Origin of the sequence: Microbulbifer aestuariivivens, assembly GCF_039545115.1 — a bacterium.
Taxonomy (GTDB): domain Bacteria; phylum Pseudomonadota; class Gammaproteobacteria; order Pseudomonadales; family Cellvibrionaceae; genus Microbulbifer; species Microbulbifer aestuariivivens.
In genome coordinates, this window is record NZ_BAABRT010000009.1 from 13661 (window position 1) to 33104 (window position 19444).

At 59.5% G+C, this 19444-nt stretch carries 18 protein-coding genes; 11 read left to right on the top strand and 7 right to left on the bottom strand.

Going from position 1 to position 19444, the window contains the following annotated elements; translation table 11 throughout:
• Nucleotides 1-3: 3 nt before the first annotated feature.
• From ABEA58_RS06890 to ABEA58_RS06925, 8 genes are all read left to right on the top strand, one after another.
• Entirely contained in the window at nucleotides 4-633 is a 630-nt protein-coding gene (locus ABEA58_RS06890; protein ID WP_345550052.1) for a lysophospholipid acyltransferase family protein, read from the top strand.
• Nucleotides 634-635: 2 nt separating this feature from the next.
• Nucleotides 636-1400 carry a TSUP family transporter gene (locus tag ABEA58_RS06895; RefSeq protein ID WP_345550054.1) on the top strand — a complete coding sequence of 255 codons (765 nt, stop codon included), beginning with the start codon at nucleotides 636-638 and terminating at the stop codon, nucleotides 1398-1400.
• 4 nt (nucleotides 1401-1404) lie between these two features.
• A complete protein-coding gene (locus ABEA58_RS06900) occupies nucleotides 1405-1755 on the top strand; it encodes a hypothetical protein (protein WP_345550055.1) in 351 nt (116 codons plus the stop codon).
• Between the two features lie 40 nt (nucleotides 1756-1795).
• Nucleotides 1796-3205, top strand: coding sequence for a M20/M25/M40 family metallo-hydrolase (locus tag ABEA58_RS06905; protein WP_345550056.1), 1410 nt, complete (start codon nucleotides 1796-1798; stop codon nucleotides 3203-3205).
• Between the two features lie 248 nt (nucleotides 3206-3453).
• A complete protein-coding gene (locus tag ABEA58_RS06910; protein ID WP_345550058.1) occupies nucleotides 3454-4032 on the top strand; it encodes a hypothetical protein in 579 nt (192 codons plus the stop codon).
• A 293-nt stretch (nucleotides 4033-4325) separates the two neighbouring features.
• Nucleotides 4326-4547, top strand: coding sequence for a TM2 domain-containing protein (locus ABEA58_RS06915; protein WP_345550060.1), 222 nt, complete (start codon nucleotides 4326-4328; stop codon nucleotides 4545-4547).
• A gap of 417 nt (nucleotides 4548-4964) precedes the next feature.
• Nucleotides 4965-5708 carry a sterol desaturase family protein gene (locus ABEA58_RS06920; protein WP_345550061.1) on the top strand — a complete coding sequence of 248 codons (744 nt, stop codon included), beginning with the start codon at nucleotides 4965-4967 and terminating at the stop codon, nucleotides 5706-5708.
• Nucleotides 5709-5948: 240 nt separating this feature from the next.
• A complete protein-coding gene (locus ABEA58_RS06925; RefSeq protein WP_345550063.1) occupies nucleotides 5949-6350 on the top strand; it encodes an MAPEG family protein in 402 nt (133 codons plus the stop codon).
• A 271-nt stretch (nucleotides 6351-6621) separates the two neighbouring features.
• On the opposite strand, the gene ABEA58_RS06930 is transcribed toward ABEA58_RS06925, so the two are convergent.
• From ABEA58_RS06930 to ABEA58_RS06940, 3 genes are all read right to left on the bottom strand, one after another.
• Complete coding sequence (locus tag ABEA58_RS06930) at nucleotides 6622-7041, bottom strand: DUF2147 domain-containing protein (protein ID WP_345550065.1); 420 nt, start codon at nucleotides 7039-7041, stop codon at nucleotides 6622-6624.
• A 254-nt stretch (nucleotides 7042-7295) separates the two neighbouring features.
• Nucleotides 7296-8762 (bottom strand): protein adenylyltransferase SelO, encoded by a 1467-nt coding sequence (locus ABEA58_RS06935; RefSeq protein WP_345550066.1) that lies wholly within the window; start codon nucleotides 8760-8762, stop codon nucleotides 7296-7298.
• A gap of 48 nt (nucleotides 8763-8810) precedes the next feature.
• Nucleotides 8811-10277, bottom strand: coding sequence for a Ppx/GppA phosphatase family protein (locus ABEA58_RS06940; RefSeq protein WP_345550067.1), 1467 nt, complete (start codon nucleotides 10275-10277; stop codon nucleotides 8811-8813).
• Between the two features lie 123 nt (nucleotides 10278-10400).
• Here ABEA58_RS06940 and ppk1 point away from each other — a divergent pair, with 123 nt between their 5' ends.
• On the top strand, nucleotides 10401-12482 hold the full coding sequence (gene ppk1 / locus ABEA58_RS06945) for a polyphosphate kinase 1 (RefSeq protein WP_345550069.1): 2082 nt from the start codon (nucleotides 10401-10403) through the stop codon (nucleotides 12480-12482).
• Here the strand turns inward: ppk1 and ABEA58_RS06950 are convergent.
• Entirely contained in the window at nucleotides 12472-12969 is a 498-nt protein-coding gene (locus tag ABEA58_RS06950; RefSeq protein ID WP_345550071.1) for a hypothetical protein, read from the bottom strand. The genes ppk1 and ABEA58_RS06950 overlap by 11 nt on opposite strands.
• Before the next feature lie 102 nt (nucleotides 12970-13071).
• Nucleotides 13072-14823 (bottom strand): bifunctional isocitrate dehydrogenase kinase/phosphatase, encoded by a 1752-nt coding sequence (aceK, locus tag ABEA58_RS06955; protein WP_345550072.1) that lies wholly within the window; start codon nucleotides 14821-14823, stop codon nucleotides 13072-13074.
• 111 nt (nucleotides 14824-14934) lie between these two features.
• Here aceK and ABEA58_RS06960 point away from each other — a divergent pair, with 111 nt between their 5' ends.
• Nucleotides 14935-15543, top strand: coding sequence for a MarC family protein (locus ABEA58_RS06960; protein WP_345550074.1), 609 nt, complete (start codon nucleotides 14935-14937; stop codon nucleotides 15541-15543).
• 81 nt (nucleotides 15544-15624) lie between these two features.
• Here ABEA58_RS06960 and ABEA58_RS06965 read toward each other — a convergent pair whose 3' ends face one another.
• Nucleotides 15625-17556 carry a PhoX family protein gene (locus tag ABEA58_RS06965; RefSeq protein ID WP_345550076.1) on the bottom strand — a complete coding sequence of 644 codons (1932 nt, stop codon included), beginning with the start codon at nucleotides 17554-17556 and terminating at the stop codon, nucleotides 15625-15627.
• Between the two features lie 434 nt (nucleotides 17557-17990).
• Between ABEA58_RS06965 and ABEA58_RS06970 the strand changes: the two genes are divergently transcribed.
• The gene (locus ABEA58_RS06970; protein ID WP_345550078.1) at nucleotides 17991-18542 is read left to right on the top strand and encodes a hypothetical protein; all 552 of its coding nucleotides are present in this window, start codon (nucleotides 17991-17993) and stop codon (nucleotides 18540-18542) included.
• Nucleotides 18543-18563: 21 nt separating this feature from the next.
• Here the strand turns inward: ABEA58_RS06970 and ABEA58_RS06975 are convergent, their stop codons facing one another.
• Nucleotides 18564-19271, bottom strand: coding sequence for an outer membrane protein (locus ABEA58_RS06975; RefSeq protein ID WP_345550079.1), 708 nt, complete (start codon nucleotides 19269-19271; stop codon nucleotides 18564-18566).
• Nucleotides 19272-19444: the final 173 nt, after the last annotated feature.

The window sequence follows — 19444 nt, forward strand, 5'->3', positions numbered from 1 at the left end:
AAAATGAGCACCATTCCAAAACAGTTGCCAGCAGAAGTGCCCCGCATCGGCAATCGCATTACCAGTGCCATCGGGGTGCTGGCACTGAAACTGTTGGGCTGGCGTTTCGAGGGCGAACTTCCGGCTGAGAAAAAGCTCATGGTGGCGCTGGCTCCGCACACCTCCAACTGGGACTTTATTGTCGCCATGCCGGTGATTATGGCATTGCGGGTGAAGGTTTCCTTCATGATGAAAAGAGAGGCCTTTTTCTTCCCGTTCAAGCGCCTTTTCATGTGGTTTGGCGGGCTGCCCACCGACCGTTCATCCCCCCGCGGCCTGGCCCAGCAAATGGCCCGCGCCTACCGCTCGCGGGAAAAAATCTGGATGGCCATTACCCCGGAAGGCACCCGCAAGAAAAACTCGAAGTGGAAGAGCGGCTTCCTGCGCATTGCCTACGCGGCCAAGGTGCCGGTGCTGTTGATTGCCTGGGACTTCGCCAACAAGCGTATGGTGGTGGATTCCCTCTATCACCCCACCGGTGACCTCGACACGGATATGCGCGAGATCCAGCGGCGCTTCAGCCAATACAAAGGGCGCAGGCCGGAAAACCAGGGGCATTTGCTCGAAGAGCCGGAAGCAAGCGCGGCCGAATAAACGTGCCGGAGCTTGGCGAACTCACCCCGCTCACCTATCTGCTGCTCACGGCAGTGGCCTTCGCGGCCGGCTTCATCAGCTCCATTGCCGGCGCCGGCGGTATCATCACCCTGCCGGCCCTGCTCTGGGCCGGGGTGCCGCCGCTGGACGCATTGGGAACCAACAAGTTCCAGAGCGTATTCGGCACCCTGACTTCCACCCACAATTATTTTCGCTCCGGTCACCTGGACTTTCGCCCGCTGTGGCCCGGCTTGCTGGCGGCGGTGGCCGGTGCCGCGCTGGGAACCTGGACCGTGACCCGGCTGGGAGGCGAACAGCTCCAGAAGCTGTTGCCGGTGCTGTTGATCGCCATTGCCATCTACTTTGCCGTTTCGCCGCGCATCGCCGATGTGGATAACAAGCCGCGCATGTCCAATGGGTTTTTTAATTTATTGGTGGGTGGCGGCGCCGGTTTCTATGGCGGTTTCTTCGGGCCCGGCATGGGCTCGTTCTGCGCGCTGGCCTTCGCCGCGCTGCTGGGCTACAACATACGCCGGGCGACCGCCCACACCAAGCCGCTGGTACTGGCCACCAATTTCACCTCCACGGTGATTTTTATCGCCGGTGGCCATCTGCTGCTGGGCTTGGCGCTCTGCATGGGTGGAGCACAGGCGATCGGCGCGCGGCTTGGCTCCAATATGGTGATTGCGCGCGGCGCAGCGCTGGTGCGCCCGGTGATCCTGGCTGCCACCGTGGCCATCGCCATCAAATTGCTGCTGGAGAGCTGAGCGGATGACCATCCTGCTGACGATCATTCTTTCGTTCCTCACTTTCGCCCTGATAGTCTGGGCGCTGATGCAGATGCGCACCCCGCGTTTTCGCATGGGGCGCCGCGACTTTCTCAAGGGTCTTGAAGATGTGATTGCCGGTCAGGCCGACGACAACGAGTGGCGCGTACTGGTGGGTTACCCCATGCGCCATGACCCCGAGCTGGAAGCGCTGAGGCTGGAATGCCTCGCCATCGAAGAGGAAGAGTACAGCGGCGGGCAGCCCTTTCTGTTTACCGAGGCCGGTATCGAAAGGCTGCGCGAGCAGCGCCGTCAGCTGCTCGCATTGATCGCCCAAGAAAAAGAATTGTTGTAACTGCTTGAGACTGCTTGAGCCAAAAGGTAAAGGTATCGCCATGAAACTCAGCCCCCTGCTGGTCCTGGCCAGCGGATTCCTCGCCACGCTTGCGGTCACGACCGCAGCCGCCAAACCCCTGTCCCGTGAAGACCTGTCCGTGGCCGAAGTGCTGCGCGACCGCGCCCTTGAATTCTCCGATGCCTATAGCATCGTCGAGTCTCTCACCGTAGAGGTGGGTCCCCGCCCGGCGGGTTCTGCGGGCGACCGCCGGGCCGTGGCCTGGGCGCAGGAAAAAATGCAGGCGCTGGGCTTTGACCGCGTCTACACCGAGCAGATCGAAGTGCCGCGCTGGCATCGTGGCCACGCCCATGCCCGTGTGGTAACGCCTTACCCGCAGCCGCTTATCGTCACCTCACTGGGTTACAGCGTTGGCACCCCGGAGGAGGGGCTGACCGCGCAGATCGTGGAATTCGCCGATGTGCAGGAACTGATCGAAGCGCCCGCGGCCAAGGTGCGCGGCAAAATCGCCTTTATCAACAAGCGCATGGAGCGCACCCGTACCGGTGAAGGTTACGGACCCGCTGTGGGCGGGCGCAGCCAGGGTATGCGCGCCGCCGCCGAGAAAGGGGCCGTGGCCCTGATGATTCGCTCGGTGGGCACAGATTCGGACCGTTTTGCCCATACCGGCATGATGTCCATCGACGGCGTCGAACAGCCGGTACCCGCCCTCGCGCTCTCCGCCCCGGACGCCAACCAGCTGCAAGCCATGCTGCGGCGCGGTCACCCGGTGGTGGTGAACCTCGACGTGCACAACCAGCACCTGGAAGACGGCCCGTCATTTAATGTGATTGGAGAAATTACCGGCCGCGAAAACCCCGAAGAAGTGATGATCATCGGCGCCCACCTGGATTCCTGGGATGAAGGCACCGGCGCACTGGATGACGGCGCCGGTGTGGCCATTGTGATGGCAGCCGCGCGCATGATCGCCGAGCTGCCGCAGCGTCCGCGGCGTACCCTGCGGGTGATTCTCTACGGTGCCGAAGAGATCGGTCTGGTGGGCGCTAAGCAATATGTCGAGGCTCACAAGGGCGAGCTGGATAATATCATCGCCGTATCCGAATCCGATTTCGGTGCCGGCAAGATCTGGCGCTTCGACACCCGCCTGCCGGAAACCAGATTCGATATCGCCGATCAGATGATGCAGGTTTTGGCCCCGCTCGGCATCGAGCGCGGCAACAACCAGTCCAGCGGTGGCCCGGACAGCAGCGTATTCGTGGCCCGCGGTGTGCCCGCCTTCGGACTCTATCAGGACGGCACCGACTACTTTGACTACCACCACACGCCCAATGACACCCTGGACAAAGTGGACCCGGAAATTCTCAAGCAGAACGTCGCCGCCTGGGTGGTAATGGCCTTCCTCGCCTCAGAAATGGAAGGCGACCTGGGACGTATACCGACTGACGGCTGAGCCGCAGGCAAACAACCTTGCGCCGACCGGCTTAGCCCGTGCGACGCTATCGAAACAAGCTCCCAAACCCCGCATCATGCGGGGTTTTTCTTATCCGGGTGAAAATAAACAGCGTATTCACTAGCTGTCAGTTAGCGCGCTCTAATCGAAATCAATCGATTTCCTCTTAATCGATTGATTTGAAGAGAGGATGCAGCTTGATCGAAGTGGAGATTTCAGAGATAAAGGACGCAGGGGAACAAGTGTGAATGGCTTATAAATATAACTATTGGTTGTTTATCGTGAATAATAAATATCTGAAATTACTACAAGAAAGAACAGGCTATCTTGCTATCGGGCGTTCGACTTTGCGTAATCAAGGCGCTTCTGGCGTTATTGACGTTGCAAGAGTATATCTGCAAAAAATGAACCTGAAGGCATTAGGGGATGTGTCTTCAGAAGTAGACTTTCAGAGATTTCTGAATCGACACACGAAAGCGTTGGCTAATAAGTTTCCCAATGGAGCAAAAGGTAATTGGGGTGCTGCCCGAAAGGCATTAAACATCTTCTTGCGGGACTGCTTATACAATCACTATTTAAGAGGTTGGTTAGAAATTAAACATGTGGAGGAGTGGCTAGAGGTGCCACTCGATGGTGATGTGGCTAGAAATCTATATGAGATGTACTCCGATGAGCTTCCCAAGTGGACGTCTATCAAATCATTAACGCCTGATGTTAGCTTTAAATATCAAATGGCTGCCAGTAAAGTCTCTATTAAAGAAGAGGTTTCACGCATCCATTTGGACGTAAAGTATTGGCGTGATGGTAAGTTCGCAACTGTTAAGTAAATACATCCTCGTTATGATCCTCTCCCGCTTTGGCGCTCACCAACGTCAAACAGACGAGGTGTCCAATACCAAAGTAAAACAACACTAAGAAGATAAGATAATTAGGGTCAGAGTAAAGTTTTGGCGCAATATTCTACGTCAGCCATGGTTTCTCTCTCCTTCTTTATCGTCACTCCTAGTCTTTTCACTCGTGCACTTTAATTTTTAGAATATCTCGTGTTTAAATAGGGCCGGATCTCAGAAGTCGCGGTTGATCCAGTTAGCTTTAATGCGGCACTAATAAGGATAATAAAATGAGTAATGAACCGACCAAAAAAATATTGCCAGTTTTCCTGCTGTGCTTCTTCCTGGGTATGTTTGGTGCCCACCGGTTTTATGCAGGCAAAGTTGGTACGGGAATACTCCAAATAATTACTTTAGGGGGTTTGGGGATCTGGGCTTTGATTGATTTTATCATGATCATTATCGGCTCTTTCACGGATAGTGACGGCAATAAAATCAGTGAGTGGACGTAAGTCTAGCCATCTGTAGGAGTGAGGCGGTCGCAAGGGATTTTTAAGGCTGATGCATCTTGTGGCCGCTGAACTGCAATCATTTCCATAAGTTTCGAGTCGGTTCCGAATTTTTTAACCTAGCCTCTACTCTGTCGCTTTTTAAGTGACAAATAAGTCTCCATAAGTAATCAGTCAGCATTGCGCTCCAATCGAATATGCCGTGCTGGATACAATGCGGCAGCACCTTCACAGGAGTAAAGTCTGGGGTGTGTTAAGAGTGGCTCGGTTATCAATTTCTACTCTGGTCCCAATAGTTGAGGGCGGATTAAAATTTTGCAAGCGTGAAAGCGAGTATCGTATGGAGTTATATTTAGTGCAAATATGGTATCTGCCGCCATCTATTTTAATAAATGATCCGATACATCATAAGGGTTTGTAATGCTGGAAGTCATATTGGGAATATTTATTTTTTGTTTTATTCTTGAGCGAATATTTGCTGGGTGGCAGCTGCCAGAAGTAAAGACTTGGCCAGTTAGAGTGTTGGCCGTTAATGCTGTTCAATTGGGGATTGTGATGCTGGCTGGTGTGACCTGGGAGGTTTGGTTATCCTCTTGGTCGATATTTAATCTGTCATATTATGTCAGTCCCGCTTTAGGTGGGTTTGTCGCTTACTTTATAGCAACCTTTATTTTTTATTGGTGGCATAGGTGGCGTCATGAATTTGATTTCTTATGGGTAGCTTTTCATCAGATACACCATAGCCCGCAGAGGCTTGAAGTAATAACTTCATTCTATAAACATCCTGGCGAAATGATCGCCAATTCGATCATCGGCAGTGTGTTGGTGTATACAATTCTCGGTTTAAGTATAGAGGCGGGTGCGTTTTATACATTTTGTACTGCAGTTGGAGAGTTCTTTTACCATACCAATGTGAAAACTCCACGGTGGATTGGGTATGTTTTTCAACGTCCGGAAATGCATAGAATTCACCATCAATTTAGTAGGCATAAGAATAATTACGGGGATATTGTCTGGTGGGATATGCTCTTTGGTACGTATGAAAATCCAAAAGATTGGACCGGAAGCTGTGGTTTTACCCCGGAGCGTGAAGAGCGACTGCTAGATATGCTGGCATACAAAGATGTGCACAAAGACGTTGGGAAAACGCAAGTGCAGGATTAGGGTGTGCGGATTAAATAATTAGAATTGAGTTCTTGGTAAATATCCACACTCTAACTTCAAGTTTCTCCGGATTTATGTGGATAGTGCCTGTAAGTCATCTGGTTGTCGGCGAACTCGAAGCACTCCATTCCCTGACTCCACACTGAATTGTATTCGGGAATATCCCGCAGTGGTAAAGCCTGGGGCGAGGGTTGGCCGCGTACCGATTTTTTCTCTGATCCCAATAATTGAGGGGGTGATATGAACTTTGCTGCGCTATGCATAGCGTGTCTGGGGCTTCTGGTGTTTGCCGGAGGCTTCTATGTTTCTCTGTGCAGGGATAAAGAAAAACGGGTGGAAGGGTACCCGGAAGATCCGTCGAACCGGCTGCATAAGGCTGTGCGTGCACATGCGAATGCGGTGGAATATGCGCCATTTATTGCCGTGCTGATCGTTGTGGTCGCCCAGGTCAGCACGGCCACATGGCTATTGTGGGTGATGGCTCTGCTGGTTGTGGCTCGATACCTGCATTTTGCCGGCATGATTCTCTCGCCCACCATTGCGCAGCCATACCCGCTGCGATTCGTCGGCGCATTGAGCACCTATGTATTAGGGATCACTCTCTGTGTGTATCTGCTGTTCAAATCGCTTGCCCCGCTTTAAAAAGAGCGATCTTGTGTCCGCAGCTCAACCATAGCGGCAGCCGCACCGGTTGTGCCCGCGTGTTCTGCGGGGAAGCTGGCTTGGCAGCGGAGGAAGTAAACCGTTGGGTAATATGCGGCGGTATATTGAGGCGCTGGGTGCGGGGCGCTGAATGCTGTGGGAAAAAGTGAAATCAAGGCGGGCTGGTAAACTTCGGGGGCATCGGCGGCCTGAGGTGGCCGCCTTAACTATCGGTAAATTACTGCGGGTTACCGGCGAGTAGAGTTCAGGCTCAGTTGTCCCGATACCAGGTCTGGGTGCGGTAGAAAAAGCCTAAATAGCCGCGCACCATCAGGCGGTCCTTGCCTTCAAGCCACAATTTGCAGTCATAGACCTTGCCGTTGTTCGGGTCGAGAATCTCACCGCCTTCGTACACGTCCCCATCCTTTACCATGCCGGTGATCACATCCATGCCCACTACGCGCTGGCCTTGGCGGGCACCGGGGCACTTGTCGCACACGCTGTCGTCGGGCTTCATCAGCAGGTCAACGACGCGCCCGTAATATTTGCCGTCCTTCTCGTAGATTTCCACGATGGACTTGGGTTGACCGGTTTCATCGTCGATGGTGCGCCATTTGCCGAGTATGTCAGCGGCACCTGCCTGCAGCGCGAACAGCAGACCACAGGCTGTCAGCAGTATTTTTCTCATCATTGTGCTTGCCTCTTGAGGGTTTGTGACCAGAGTTTTACATGAAGTCTGTCATTGTGAAAGGTGTCTCGCTTCAGTCTAGTCACTGACGCCTGCTGCGTTGTTTTCCCGTGTCCGTTGCAGGCGGGCAACCACTGGATTGCCGTTGTGATTGCCGCGACTCACGACTCGCCCGCCCATCCTCTCCCTTGCAGAGACTCAGGTCTGGCCACAGAGGGAGCAGTGTGCGGGTATTGTTTTATCGGCTGCGGGTTTGCCTAGGAAGAGCAGCTGATAGGCATATGTTTGCCGGACTCCGGTGGCGCCGCCGCCCAGGTCTCGTGCTCCGGGTGTTCGTCGCAGGGTGTCTGCAGCAGGGTGAACAGCGTGCGCAGCGGTTCGTAGTCCCCTTTTTCGGCGGCTTCGATGACCCGCTGGGCGAGATAATTGCGCAGCACAAACTTGGGGTTGGCGGCCAGCATGCCGCGGTTGCGGCTGCGGGAGTCGCCGCCGTCGCGCGCCAGGCGCTGATCGTAGTGGTGCAGCCACGCCTGCAGGGCATCGTGGTGCGCAGGTGGCAGCAGGTCCTGCAGGGCGGCGGCCGGGCGCTCGCCTCGGTAGTGGGCCAGGGCGCGGAAGAACAGGGTGTAGTCGGCGCGGGCATCCGCCAGCAGTTGCAGCAGGTCGGCAGACAATTGCTGGTCGCTGTCTTCACTGCGCTGCAATCCCAGCTTGGCGCGCATCCGTGTGGAATAGGCTGCAACAAGGCGCGGTTGGAATTCCTCCAGGCAGTCGCGCAGGTTGTCGGCGTCGACAAAAGCGGACAGTGAATGCGCCAGCGCATTGAGGTTCCACAGAGCGACGCCGGGCTGCTGCTCGAAGGCGTAGCGTCCGGTATGGTCTGAGTGGTTGCAGATAAACGGCGGCTCGTAATCGTCGAGAAAGCCGTAGGGGCCGAAGTCGAAAGTGTCGCCGAGGATGGACATATTGTCGGTATTCAGCACGCCGTGGGCGAAGCCCACCGCCTGCCAGGCCGCCACCAGTTCGGCGGTGCGGGCGACGGTGAAGTGCAGCAGTGCCTGCGCCTGTTCGGCCACCGGCAGGGTGGCGGCCTGTGGCAGGAAGCGCGCACAGACATAACCGAGCAGCTTCTGCAGGGCCTCCAGCTGGCGGGTGTAAAAGAAATATTCAAAATGCCCGAAGCGGACATGGCTCTGTGCCACGCGGATCAGCATGGCGCCGGGTTCAATTGTTTCGCGGCTCACCGGTTCGTCGCTGCCGACGATGCACAGGGCGCGGGTGGTGCGGATGCCGAGCCCGTGCAGGGCTTCCCCGGCCAGATATTCGCGGATGGTGGAGCGCAGTACCGCGCGGCCGTCGCCGAAGCGGGAATAGGGGGTTTTTCCCGCGCCTTTCAGGTGCAGCTCCCAGCTGTGCTCGCCGCGGTCCAGTGCGCCGAGCAGCAGGGCGCGGCCATCCCCCAGGTCCGGGTTGTAGACGCCGAACTGGTGGCCGGTGTATTTCATCGCGAAGGGTTTGCTGCCGGGCAGCAGTCTGGCGCCACAGCCGATTTCCGCCCAGGCGGGGTTGTTCACCTCGTCGGCATTGATGCCCAGCTGCTCAAGCACACCCGGATTGACGTGAATCAGCCGCGGGTGCTGGAAGGAGGTGGGCGCCACCGGCGTGCCAAAGGCGGGGCCGAGATCGGCGTAGTGGTGACTTAATGTGACTTCAGTGAGCTTCATATTATTCCATTGTAGAGGGTCGCAAGCGCTGCCAGCTGGTCAGGGAGGTTAGTGGGCGCGCAGTATCAGCGCTTGGGGCTGGTCGCGCCAGAAGACCTGTTCCTGGTAGAGCAGCTCTTCGATGGCGGGATGGCGCTTCAGCCAGCTTCGCGGAATGGCCAGCCTGAAGCCTGTTGTGTCGCGACTCAAGTCCCAGTCGTCGATGTCGCGGTCGCTGTAGTCCCGGTGCGCGATACAGGCCAGGCGCAGGCTGAGCAGCAGGTCGGGGTCCGGGTGGAAGCCATAGTGTTCCCGCGGCGGCTTGATGTGGCCGCGCTGGTTGCGGATCAGGTGCGCCAGGTGCTCCTGTTCACTGCGGGCGAAACCCGCCAGATCGGCGTTTTCCACCATATAGGCACCGAGCTTGCGGAAGTTGGTGTGGGAGAGCGCGAGGCCGATCTCGTGCAGGTCGGCTGCCCAGCGCAGCCGCTGGCGGATTTCCGGCGCTGTCTCTGCGCGCAGTTGTTGCAGCAGCGCCGCGGCCGAATGGCCGACGCGGTGAGCCTGTGCGGCGTCGATCTGCCCTCTCTCCATCAGGACGGCGACGGTATCTGCGCGTCGATCACCGCCGTGCAGGCGGCCGGCCAGATCGTGGACGATGCCCTCGCGAATGGCGTAGGGGGACACGGCCATCTGGCGGATATCCAGCTCACAGAAAATGGCGTGCAGTATCGCCAGGCCGGCGGCGAACACCGGGCGGCGCTCCTCTTCGAGGCCGGCGAGATCCAGATCGTCGATATGCCTGGCTGCGCCGACCCGCTGCGCCAGACTGTCGATGGCCGCGCGCTCGATGATGTCCAGCTCGCCACCACTGAGCACCCGCGCGACGGATTTGATCGTGCCCGATGCGCCCACCACCTCGACCTTCTCCGCCATATGCTGCAGTCCCTGCAGCTCCGCGCGGGCGGCAAGGTGGGCGCGCTCAAAATGATTGCCGTTGTTGTCGCGAATGGCGCCATCGGGGAAAAAGCGCCGCGCATAGGACACGCAGCCCATATAAAGACTTTCCAGCTTTTGCGGTTTATGCTCGCCGCGAACCAGTTCCGTCGAGCCGCCGCCGATATCGATCACGCAGCGCGGACGCGGCGGCCCATCAGCGGCGGCCAGGACGCCGCTGAAAATCAGCCTCGCTTCCTCGATGCCGCTGATAGTTTCGATGGGCACCCCGAGAATGCGCTCCGCCCGCTCCAGAAAACCGTCCGCGTTGGCCGCGGCCCGCAGGGTGTTGGTGCCCACCACCCGCACATGGTCGATGGGCAGGCCGGCCAGTACCGGACTGAAGCGGCGCAGCGCCTGCAGTGCGCGCTCCGCCACCGCCGGGTCCAGGTTGCGCTCATCATCGAGGCCGGCGGCCAGGCGCACCATGGCTTTGTCGGTGTGCAGGCGCACCATGCGCTGGTTGCGAAATTCCGCCAGCAGCAGGTGAAAGCTGTTCGAACCGAGATCCAGTGCCGCGTAACGCTCTGCGTCTTGCACCTGTTTCCACCTTGTCACGAAAGTTTCATCTGAATGTAGCAAAATGCCCTACTATTTAGACCCAAAGTGCCCGCGAGCACAGTGCTGGTTACCAGAAAGATGGCAAGCCTAAGCAGTCTATCAATGGCCGATACTACGCCCCTGTACCCCAAAGAGTTAAGCTGGCTGTCTTTCAACGAGCGCGTACTGCAGGAAGTTGAAGACGAGTCGGTGCCGATCATCGAGCGGGTGCGCTTTCTCGGGATTTTTTCCAGCAACCTCGATGAATTTTTTCGCGTGCGCGTGGCGGATGTGCGGCGCGTGGCAACCTTTGCCAAGGGCGAGGAAAAGAAAGCCTTTTTTGGCGAGCTGCTCGATTGCATCAACGAGCGGGTGCTGCGCCTGCAGCGACGCTCCGCCGCCGCCTATGCCCAGTTGCTCTGCGATCTCGATAAACACCACATTCATCTGGTCAGTGAAGCGCAGCTGACAGGCCGGCAGCGCCAGTTTGTGGAAAACTATTTTCACGACGAAGTGCTGCCGGAACTGGAGCCGTTTTTTATCGACGACCGCGAAACCATGCCGCTGTTGAACGAGGCGAGTATTTATTTCGCGATTTATCTGCAGCTTGAAGATGGCCGTGAACGCTTCGCGGCGCTGGAAATTCCCACCGATACCCTGCCGCGCTTTGTGGTGATTCCGCCCCGCGAGGGACGGCAGGAAAAAGTCTATATCGTTCTCGACAATATTATCCGCGCCTGTCTGGCGGAAGTGTTCCGCTATGTGCTGCCGATCCACAAGGCGGAAGCCTACATGTTCAAGATCAGCCGCGATGCCGAACTGGAACTGGGCGAGGGGATTACCCAGAATATCGTCGACCGGGTGGCGAAATCCCTGAAAAAGCGCAAGCAGGCCGACCCGGTGCGGATGGCCTATGACGCCGCCATGCCGGAGGCGCTGCTCGGCCTGGTAAAAAAGAAACTGAAGATGGGCCGCTACGACAGCTACACCCCCGGCGGCCGTTACCATAACTCCAAAGATTTCATGCAGTTCCCGGCGGAATCCGCCCGGCACCGCTACAGGCCGCTGCAGCCGATTCCGACCCTGCCGGAGAGCGAGAGCATCTTCAACCAGCTGCGCGCCGGCGATCAGCTGCTCTACTACCCCTACCACGACTTTCGCGCCATCACCAACTTCCTGATCTCCGCCGCCATCGACCCCAGGGTGCGGGAAATCCGTATCAACCTCTACCGGGTGGCGAGCAACTCGCGGGTGGTGGCGGCGCTGGTCAACGCGGTGCGCAACAATAAAAAAGTGGTGGCGGTGGTGGAGCTGCAGGCGCGCTTCGATGAGCAGGCCAATATTCACTGGTCCAACGAGCTGCAGGATGCCGGCGTCGAGGTGATTTACGGTGTTCCGGGCCTGAAGGTGCACTGCAAGCTGATTTCGATTCTGCGCGAGGAAGAGGGCGAGGTGCGCTATTACAGCCACTTCGGCACCGGCAACTTCAATGAAAACACCGCGCGGGTCTACTGTGATTTCAGCCTGCTCACCAGCGACCAGAATCTGGGTCGCGATGCCTTCCATGTGTTTGAGTTTCTGCAGCAGCCGTACCTGCGCCCGGACTATCAGCAAATCGCGGTATCCCCCTATAGCAACCGCGCGGCGCTGCTTGAGGCCATTGACCGGGAGATTGAGGCCGCGCGGGCGGGGCGGCAGGCGGAACTGTTTTTCAAGTGCAACAACCTGGTGGATGAGGAGCTCATTGAGCGGCTTTATCGCGCGGGCGCCGCGGGCGTGCGTGTGCGCATTATCGTGCGCAGCATGTGCGCGCTGGTGGTCGATGCGGTGGAAAATATCCAGGTGATCAGTCTGGTGGACAAGTTTCTGGAGCACGCGCGGGTATATATTTTCCACAACGGCGGTGACGAGCGGATTTGGCTGTCTTCGGCGGACCTGATGACCCGCAACCTGGATCACCGGGTGGAGGTGACGTTTCCCATCGTGGATCAGCACCACCGCCAGACCGTGAAGCAAATCATGGAGCTGCAGTGGTGTGACGACCAGAAGGCGCGGGTGCTGGATGCGGACCAGAGCAATACGCGTATCGCCGCTTTCTGCGACAGGGGCTGCCGCGCCCAGGATGCCATCTACCGCTACCTCAAGCGCCGTGCGGTGCAGCCGGCCCGGACGCCGGAGGGAGGCGCGAGCGGGCCTAGCGGCTGAAGCCGACCAGCTTGCCGCGGCTGAAAGAGAAGCGATAGCGCTCACCGACCTTCAGTTGGTTCCTGCAGCTGGACTGGATCAGCAGGCGCGGGTACTGGGGGGTGACCACCCAGGTGCTGAAGTCGCCGCCGGGCCCCGATCCGATCAGCCAGTACTGATCGCCCTCGCCGCAGGTGCCGGTGCGCCGGCAGGCCTCAAAGCCCCACACGTAGGCGTCGACATCGAACTGTGCCGGCAGTTTGCTGGATTCGGAGAAGGGCGGGTCATCGGCGTTGTTGAAGGTGAAAATCTCGCGGAAGGGGAGCTTGCGGAAGCCCCGGGCGGGAGTGCCGCAGTCCACGCTGTGGGGCTTGACGCTGATGTTGGCGTGGGCGCTGGATTTTTTGCCGCCGGTGCGGATCGTGTCCTCACTGGGCAGATAACCGCAACCGCTGGTGAGCCCCAGCGCCAGAATCCCGACAAGTGCTGCAAGACGGCTGAACCGCACAGGTTTCTCCTTACCTCAGACCCTCTCCCTCACTATAGCCGTTAACTGGCAACCTCTAATTCACCGGCCCTGATTCAACTTTAATCCCCGTTCAATACCCGTTCAATCCTTGGCCTTGAGGGCTGCATGGCGCTTGAAGCGCCATTTGCGCCGGTAGGGGAAGGCGCTCTCGATATGGCCGGCGCGGATACGTTCCTGCAGCCGCTGCCAGTAACGGTAGTCGTACAGATCGCTGTGCTGGTCCTCGAAAGCTTTGCGGGCGACCGGGTTGCCGGAGAAAAACAGCCGGAATTCCTCCGGGAATACATCCGCCTCGTCCACGGTGTACCAGGGCTGGTCGGACAGCTCCTGCTCTGCGGTTTGCGGCTCGGGAATCTTGCGGAAGTGGCAGTCGGTGAGCGGGCACAGCTCGTCGTAGTCGTAAAACACCACCCGGCCGTGACGGGTGACGCCGAAGTTCTTCAGCAGCATATCGCCGGGGAAGATATTGGCCGCGGCCAGCTGCTTGATGGCGTTGCCGTACTCCTCCATGGCTTCGCCGATTTCCTTGTCACTGGCGTGCTGCAGGTAGAGGTTGAGCGGCTCCATGCGGCGCTCCACATACAGGTGTTTGACGATCACCCACTTGTCATCGATCACCAGCTTGGAGGGCGCCACCTCCTGCAGCTCCGCCAGCAGCTCTTCGCTGAAGCGATTGCGGTAGAAAATAAAGTTGGTGTATTCCTGGGTATCCGCCATGCGCCCCACCCGGTCGGAGCGGGATACAAACTTGTACTTCTCGCGCACGATGGCTTCGGTCACGGTTTTCGGGCGATCGAACTTGTCCTTGATGATCTTGAACACCACCGGATAGGAGGGCAGCGTGAACACGCTCATCACCATGCCCTTGATACCCGGGGCGATGATGAACTTGTCATTGCTCACCTTCATGTGGGCGAGGATATGGCGGTAAAACTCGGTCTTGCCGTGCTTGTTGAAACCGATGGAGTTATACAGTTCCGAGCGTTCCTTGAGCGGCATGATGGTGGACAGGAAGCGCACGAAACGCGACGGGATTGGCGCGTCCACCATGAAATAGGAGCGGGTGAAACTGAAGATGATGCTGGCGGAGTCGTTGGTGTAGAGCGCCGCATCGACGAAGATACCGCCGCGGCCGTTGTTCAGGCACGGCAGCAGCAGTGGGATCACCTGTCCGCCGAACATCATCCGTCCCACCAGGTAGGCCGCCTTGTTGCGGTAAAACACTGACTCCAGCATATCCACTCGCAACTGCTTCTCGTTTTCCAGCTGCGCCAGCGGCCCCGCGCGAAGAATGTGGCAGATGTTGCCCACATCCCGCTGCAGGCTCTCCCAGGGGGCGGAGAAGCCGTAGTCGTTGAGGATGTCCTCGATCATCTGTTCGAGGCCGTCGCGGGCGCTGTAGCTGATATAGATGCTGTAATCCCGCAGCGGCTTATCGTCCGGTGCCCGCGACGATTTGACGAAAATATTGCTGTCGTGGATGTGGCCGTGGTGGTACTGGCTGCAGAACACCGAGTTGAAAAAGGTCTCGGCGATTTCGTAGTTGCTGTGGTTGGCGATCAGCTGCGCGAAGGTGGCGCGGGCCTCGCGCCACAGCGCCAGATCGGTGGTGTCTTTACTGGTGACGCTGTGCACCAGCTTGAGAACCTGCGTGACCTTGGTCTTGTAGAGGTCGATGCGCTCCTTGTTGGCCTGGTGCACCGCCTGCCAGGCGGCGGTTTCAAAGCGGGCCTTGGCGCCCAGGGTGATGTTCTGGTAATCGGCAAAGTAGGCATCGAAGCCATTGAGGATGGTCTTGGCGATGCGGCGCGCGGTCGGGGAGTGATTGGTCATGCACTAGACTTCGTTTTCAGGTCCTTTTGAGATCCCTGCGCTGTATCTGCTGTTTAAGCGGCAGCGGGCAAGGGAACCATCCGATAGTACCACGCTGCGCGGGAGCCTCACTTGAACGATTGGATCAGCGCGTTTGTCTTTTTCTTTGCCGTGATCGACCCGGTGGGCACCCTGCCGGTGTTTATCGCCGTGACCGCGCGCCATGCGGAGTGGCAGAAACGCAAGATCGCCCTGCTGGCGGTAATGGTGGCGGCGGTGATCCTGCTGTTTTTCCTCGTGGTCGGGCAGTACCTGCTGGAAACCATCGGCGTGCCGCTGTCGGCGTTTCAGGTGGCCGGCGGGGTGGTGCTGTTCCTCTTCGCGCTGAGCATGATTTTCGGTGAGGGCAAGCCGGAGCAGGAGGTGGGGATCGTCAAGAGCGGCCACGAGACGGCGATCTTTCCGCTGGCGGTACCGTCCATCGCCTCGCCGGGGGCAATGCTGTCGGCGGTGGTGCTGACCGACAACTACCGCTTTGACCCCATCCACCAGTTCCGCACCGCCACGGCCATGTTTGCGGTACTGGGGGTGGTGCTGGCGCTGCTGCTCACGGCCCAGTGGATCTACCGCTTTATCGGCGATGCCGGCGCCAGCATCGTCAGCCGGGTGATGGGGCTGATTCTCGCCTCCGTCGCCACCACCAATGTGCTGGTGGGTATCCAGCAGTTCTTCGCCATCTGAGGGTTTTCGCCCTCTCGCCCTCTCGCCCTCTCGCCCTCTCGCTCTTTCGCCCGGCAGCCGGATGGCTGGGCTTTAATCCCCTTAGCTGCCCACCGGCTTGCCATCCGCGCGATAAATCGCCAGTACCGAGGGCCGTGGCGGCAGCGCGGCTTTTTTAGTGTCATTGTCCGGCCAGCGGTGCAGGGGCTTGTCGAAAGTGGAGTGGCGCGCATCCGCCGGGTGCTGTACCGACACGAACAGGGTGGAGCCGTCCGGGGTGAACTCCGGGCCGCACACTTCCGCGCCCTGCGGGCAGCCGAAGAAATGCCGCGGCGCCGCCCGCAGCTCCCCCTCGGTGGCCATGGCCCACAGGCCGTCGTGAAAGCCAAAGTCCTCGCAGCCATCGGTGGCCACCCACATATTGCCGCGCGGGTCGAAGGCCACATTGTCCGGGTTGGCGAACCAGCCGTGGGCGGAGATGGCGCCGGGACTCTGCTGGCCGTAGGCGCCGCGCAGCCGCGGGTCCTCGGCGTTGGGGTTGCCGCCCAGCAGGAAGGTGTTCCACTGAAAGGTCGCGCTGGCGTGATCGCGCCGGCCATACGCGCCCGGCGGCACGATTTCCACAACGTGGCCGGTGGCATTCTTTGGCCGCGGGTTGGCGGCGTCGGCAGTGGTGCGGCGCTTGTTCTTGGTCAGCATCACGTAGGTGCAGTCGTTGACCGGGTTGGTCTCCACGTCTTCGGGGCGGTCCATGGGGGTGGCGCCCAGCAGCGCGGCGGCGCGGCGGGCATCGATCAGCACATCGGCCTGATTGCGAAAGCCGTTTTCCGGGGTCAGGGGCCCGTGTCCGAACGCCAGCGGCAGCCAGCGCCCGGAGCCGTCGTCGTTGAACTGGCCGGCGAACAGGGTGCCGTCCAGCAGCAGGGCGCGGTTGTGCTGATCCCGGCCGGGCAGATAGCTGTGCCGGGAAACGAAGCGATACACGAACTGGTGCTCGTCGTCGTCGCCGCCATAGGCGACCACCGGCTGGCCCGGCTTGCACACCAGGGTGAAGCCCTCGTGTTGAAAGCGGCCGAGACTGGTGAGCTTGCGCGGGGTGGAAGCGGGGTCGTAGGGGTCGAGCTCCACCATCCAGCCGAAGCGGTTGGGTTCCTGCGGTTCATGCTCGATATCGAAGCGCGAATCGTGCTCGCCCCAGTTGCGGTTGCCGGCAGAGATGCCGAAGTGGTGGTGGTTCAGAGCCTCGACCGGATCGGCGATGTTGTCCGGGTCGCCCTGAAAGGCGCCGCCGAACCCCTCCTCGGCAATCAGCACCGTGCCCCAGGGGGTCTTGCCGCCGGCGCAGTTGCCGACGGTGCCGGATACCCTGGTGCCGGTCGGGTCGTCTCTGGTCCGCAGGCGCTGGTCTCCGGCGGCGGGGCCGACGATGAGCATCGGCGTGGCGAGGGTGATGCGGCGGTTGTAGGGGCTTTGCAGCACCGGCTGCCAGCCGTCTGCGGTTTTTTCAACCTCGGTAATGGCGTGGCCGCAGGCGGCCTGCTCGATGGCCACGTGCTCGGCGCTGACACTGCGGGTCGCGCTGGCTTCATCGCGGTAGCCGGGGAACATTAAATGCGGCTGGGTGTATTCGTGGTTGACGCACAGCAGGCCGCGGCGGCTGTTGCCGCTGGCCAGATGCCGCGCGTTTTCGCCCGGCCCCGCCGCGCTGTCCAAGGGCATGAAAGCGATAAAGTCATTGTTGTAACCAAACCGCTTCGCCTGTGTCTCGGCGCTAAGGCCCGCGGGATCAAAATCCCCCTCGCCGGGATGCAGCGGATCGCCCCAGCGCAGCAGAATATCGGCGCGATACCCCTCGGGCAGGTGGTGCCGGTGATCCAGCCCGTGGGGAATCTCACTGAAACTGAGCGCGGCCTGCGCCTTTCCGCTGTCGCGGCCGCAGGCGGAGAGCAGCCCGGCGGTGGCGCTGGTTGCTCCGAGCGCGGCGAGGGTCTTGAACAATCTGCGCCGGGATGGGTTGAACGATGCCTTTTTCATGATTGCTCCCGATATTAAGCCCGAGTTCGCGCCCGGTGTTTTCACCCCGGGGTTGCCCGTCGCGCCCACAGTCCTGCAAACGGGGATTTGTGAGTGGCAGTAGAGCGGGTCAACACTCGCCAACAGTTTAGTGGTCTCTGTGCTGGGCGCTGGCTGGAGGTGGCTGATAGAGGCTGGTAGTGACTGATAGTGGCCGATAGTGGCGCTGTGAAGCCCCGGCGGCGCTATAAAGCCTGCGGGTTTAACCGCGTCGCTAAAAGCGAGATGGTCCGGGCGTGCGGCGAAAGTGGAGATGGTGGAAAAGGCGGCGAAGGCGGTACAGCTATTGGGCGGGCTTGCGGGCGGGCGCTGTGGGCGCTGTGGCCCGCACCATAGAATGGCCCGCACGATCCCGCACGATAGAACTGCCAGAGACAAGCGCCACGGTGACCGTTATGCAGATTGAAACCGACATTCCCCTGCTGGAAGAACTGCTCGCCCCCTGGCGACAGACCATCGGCGATCAGTACCTGGGTTATCGCAACCACGTGTACCGGATGGTGCATTGCTGCCTGGCGCTGGCAGATCGCAATGCGGGCTGCACCGATGAGGAGCGGCAGAAAATCCTGATTGCCGGGGCCTTCCACGATATCGGTATCTGGATTGAAGATACGGTGGACTATATCGAGCCCTCGCTGCCGCCGGCGATGGCGTATCTGCAGGAAAACGGGCGGGCGGAGTGGTGCGACGAAATTCGCCTGATGCTCACCGAGCACCACAAGCTGCGCCCCTACCGCGGTGACTATGCCAGGCTGGTGGAACTGTTCCGGCGCGGCGACTTGGTGGACTTTTCCTGCGGGCTGGTGTCGTTTGGTCTCGACAAGCGGCAGCTCAAGGCCCTGCGGGCGGCTTTCCCCAACGCGGGCTTTCACCGCGATCTGGGGGTGCGCGCCTGGCAATGGTTCCTCAAGCATCCGCTGAACCCGGCGCCGATGATGAAGTGGTAATTGCCGGCCCGGTTCAGGGCATCAGAAGTGTAGACTCACGCCGAGGGAGAGCGTGTGCAGGTCGTAGGCCCCGCGCAGGTCGTCGGAGCCGACGTTGCGGAAGCTTTCCCACTCCGCGCGGATGGTCCAGCGATTTTCATTGCGGTAGCTGATGCCGGCGCCGTAGCTCCAGTGGAAGCCGTTGTCGGCTCTCCTGTCGCGGCCGTTGACCGCTGCCAGCTGTTCCTGCACTTCATCCTCGACCACTACAGGAAACAGCAGTTCACCCTGCAGGCGGCTGGACAGCTCGCTCATCCAGTAACCGCCGCCGGCCTTGGCGAAAAAGCTGGCGCCGTTGAAAAAGGGCAGGTGGCCCACCGCATGTGCGGTGACCAGGCGGGTTTTGACTTTCTCTTCTATCTGCAGGAACTCGTCCTGATCATTGCTGAGGGTGAAGCCGAGGCGGTTGTCCTGCAGCTGCTGCACGCTGGCCTCCACCGCGAGATTCGGTGTCCAGCGCCAGCCGCTGTAGATCTTGAACACCTCGCTGCCATTCTCACAGCTGCGCCCGCTGACATCCTGAGCGTCGGTGTCGAAGCGATTGATCCGGCTGTCCGCCGAGCGGCAGAAGTTCTGCTGCTCGACACTGCCGACGCTGATGCCGCCGTAGCGGTGGGAGTAGAAATCGGCACTGGCCAGGGCGGGCAGCGCCAGTAGGGGTACCGCTAGCAGAACAGAGGACCGGGTCATGGTATTACCTGCTGGCTTGAAGTGATTGTTATGGTGCGGGCGGCGAACCGCTGCCGCCGTCTCGGTGATTCTGTTGCTGGGCTGTTGCCGTTTTTTATTCGGTTTTATTAGCTTTGCATTAGCTTGTAGCTACGCTGCCACCGGCAAAAAAGATGCATCGGCAGTTGTGGCCG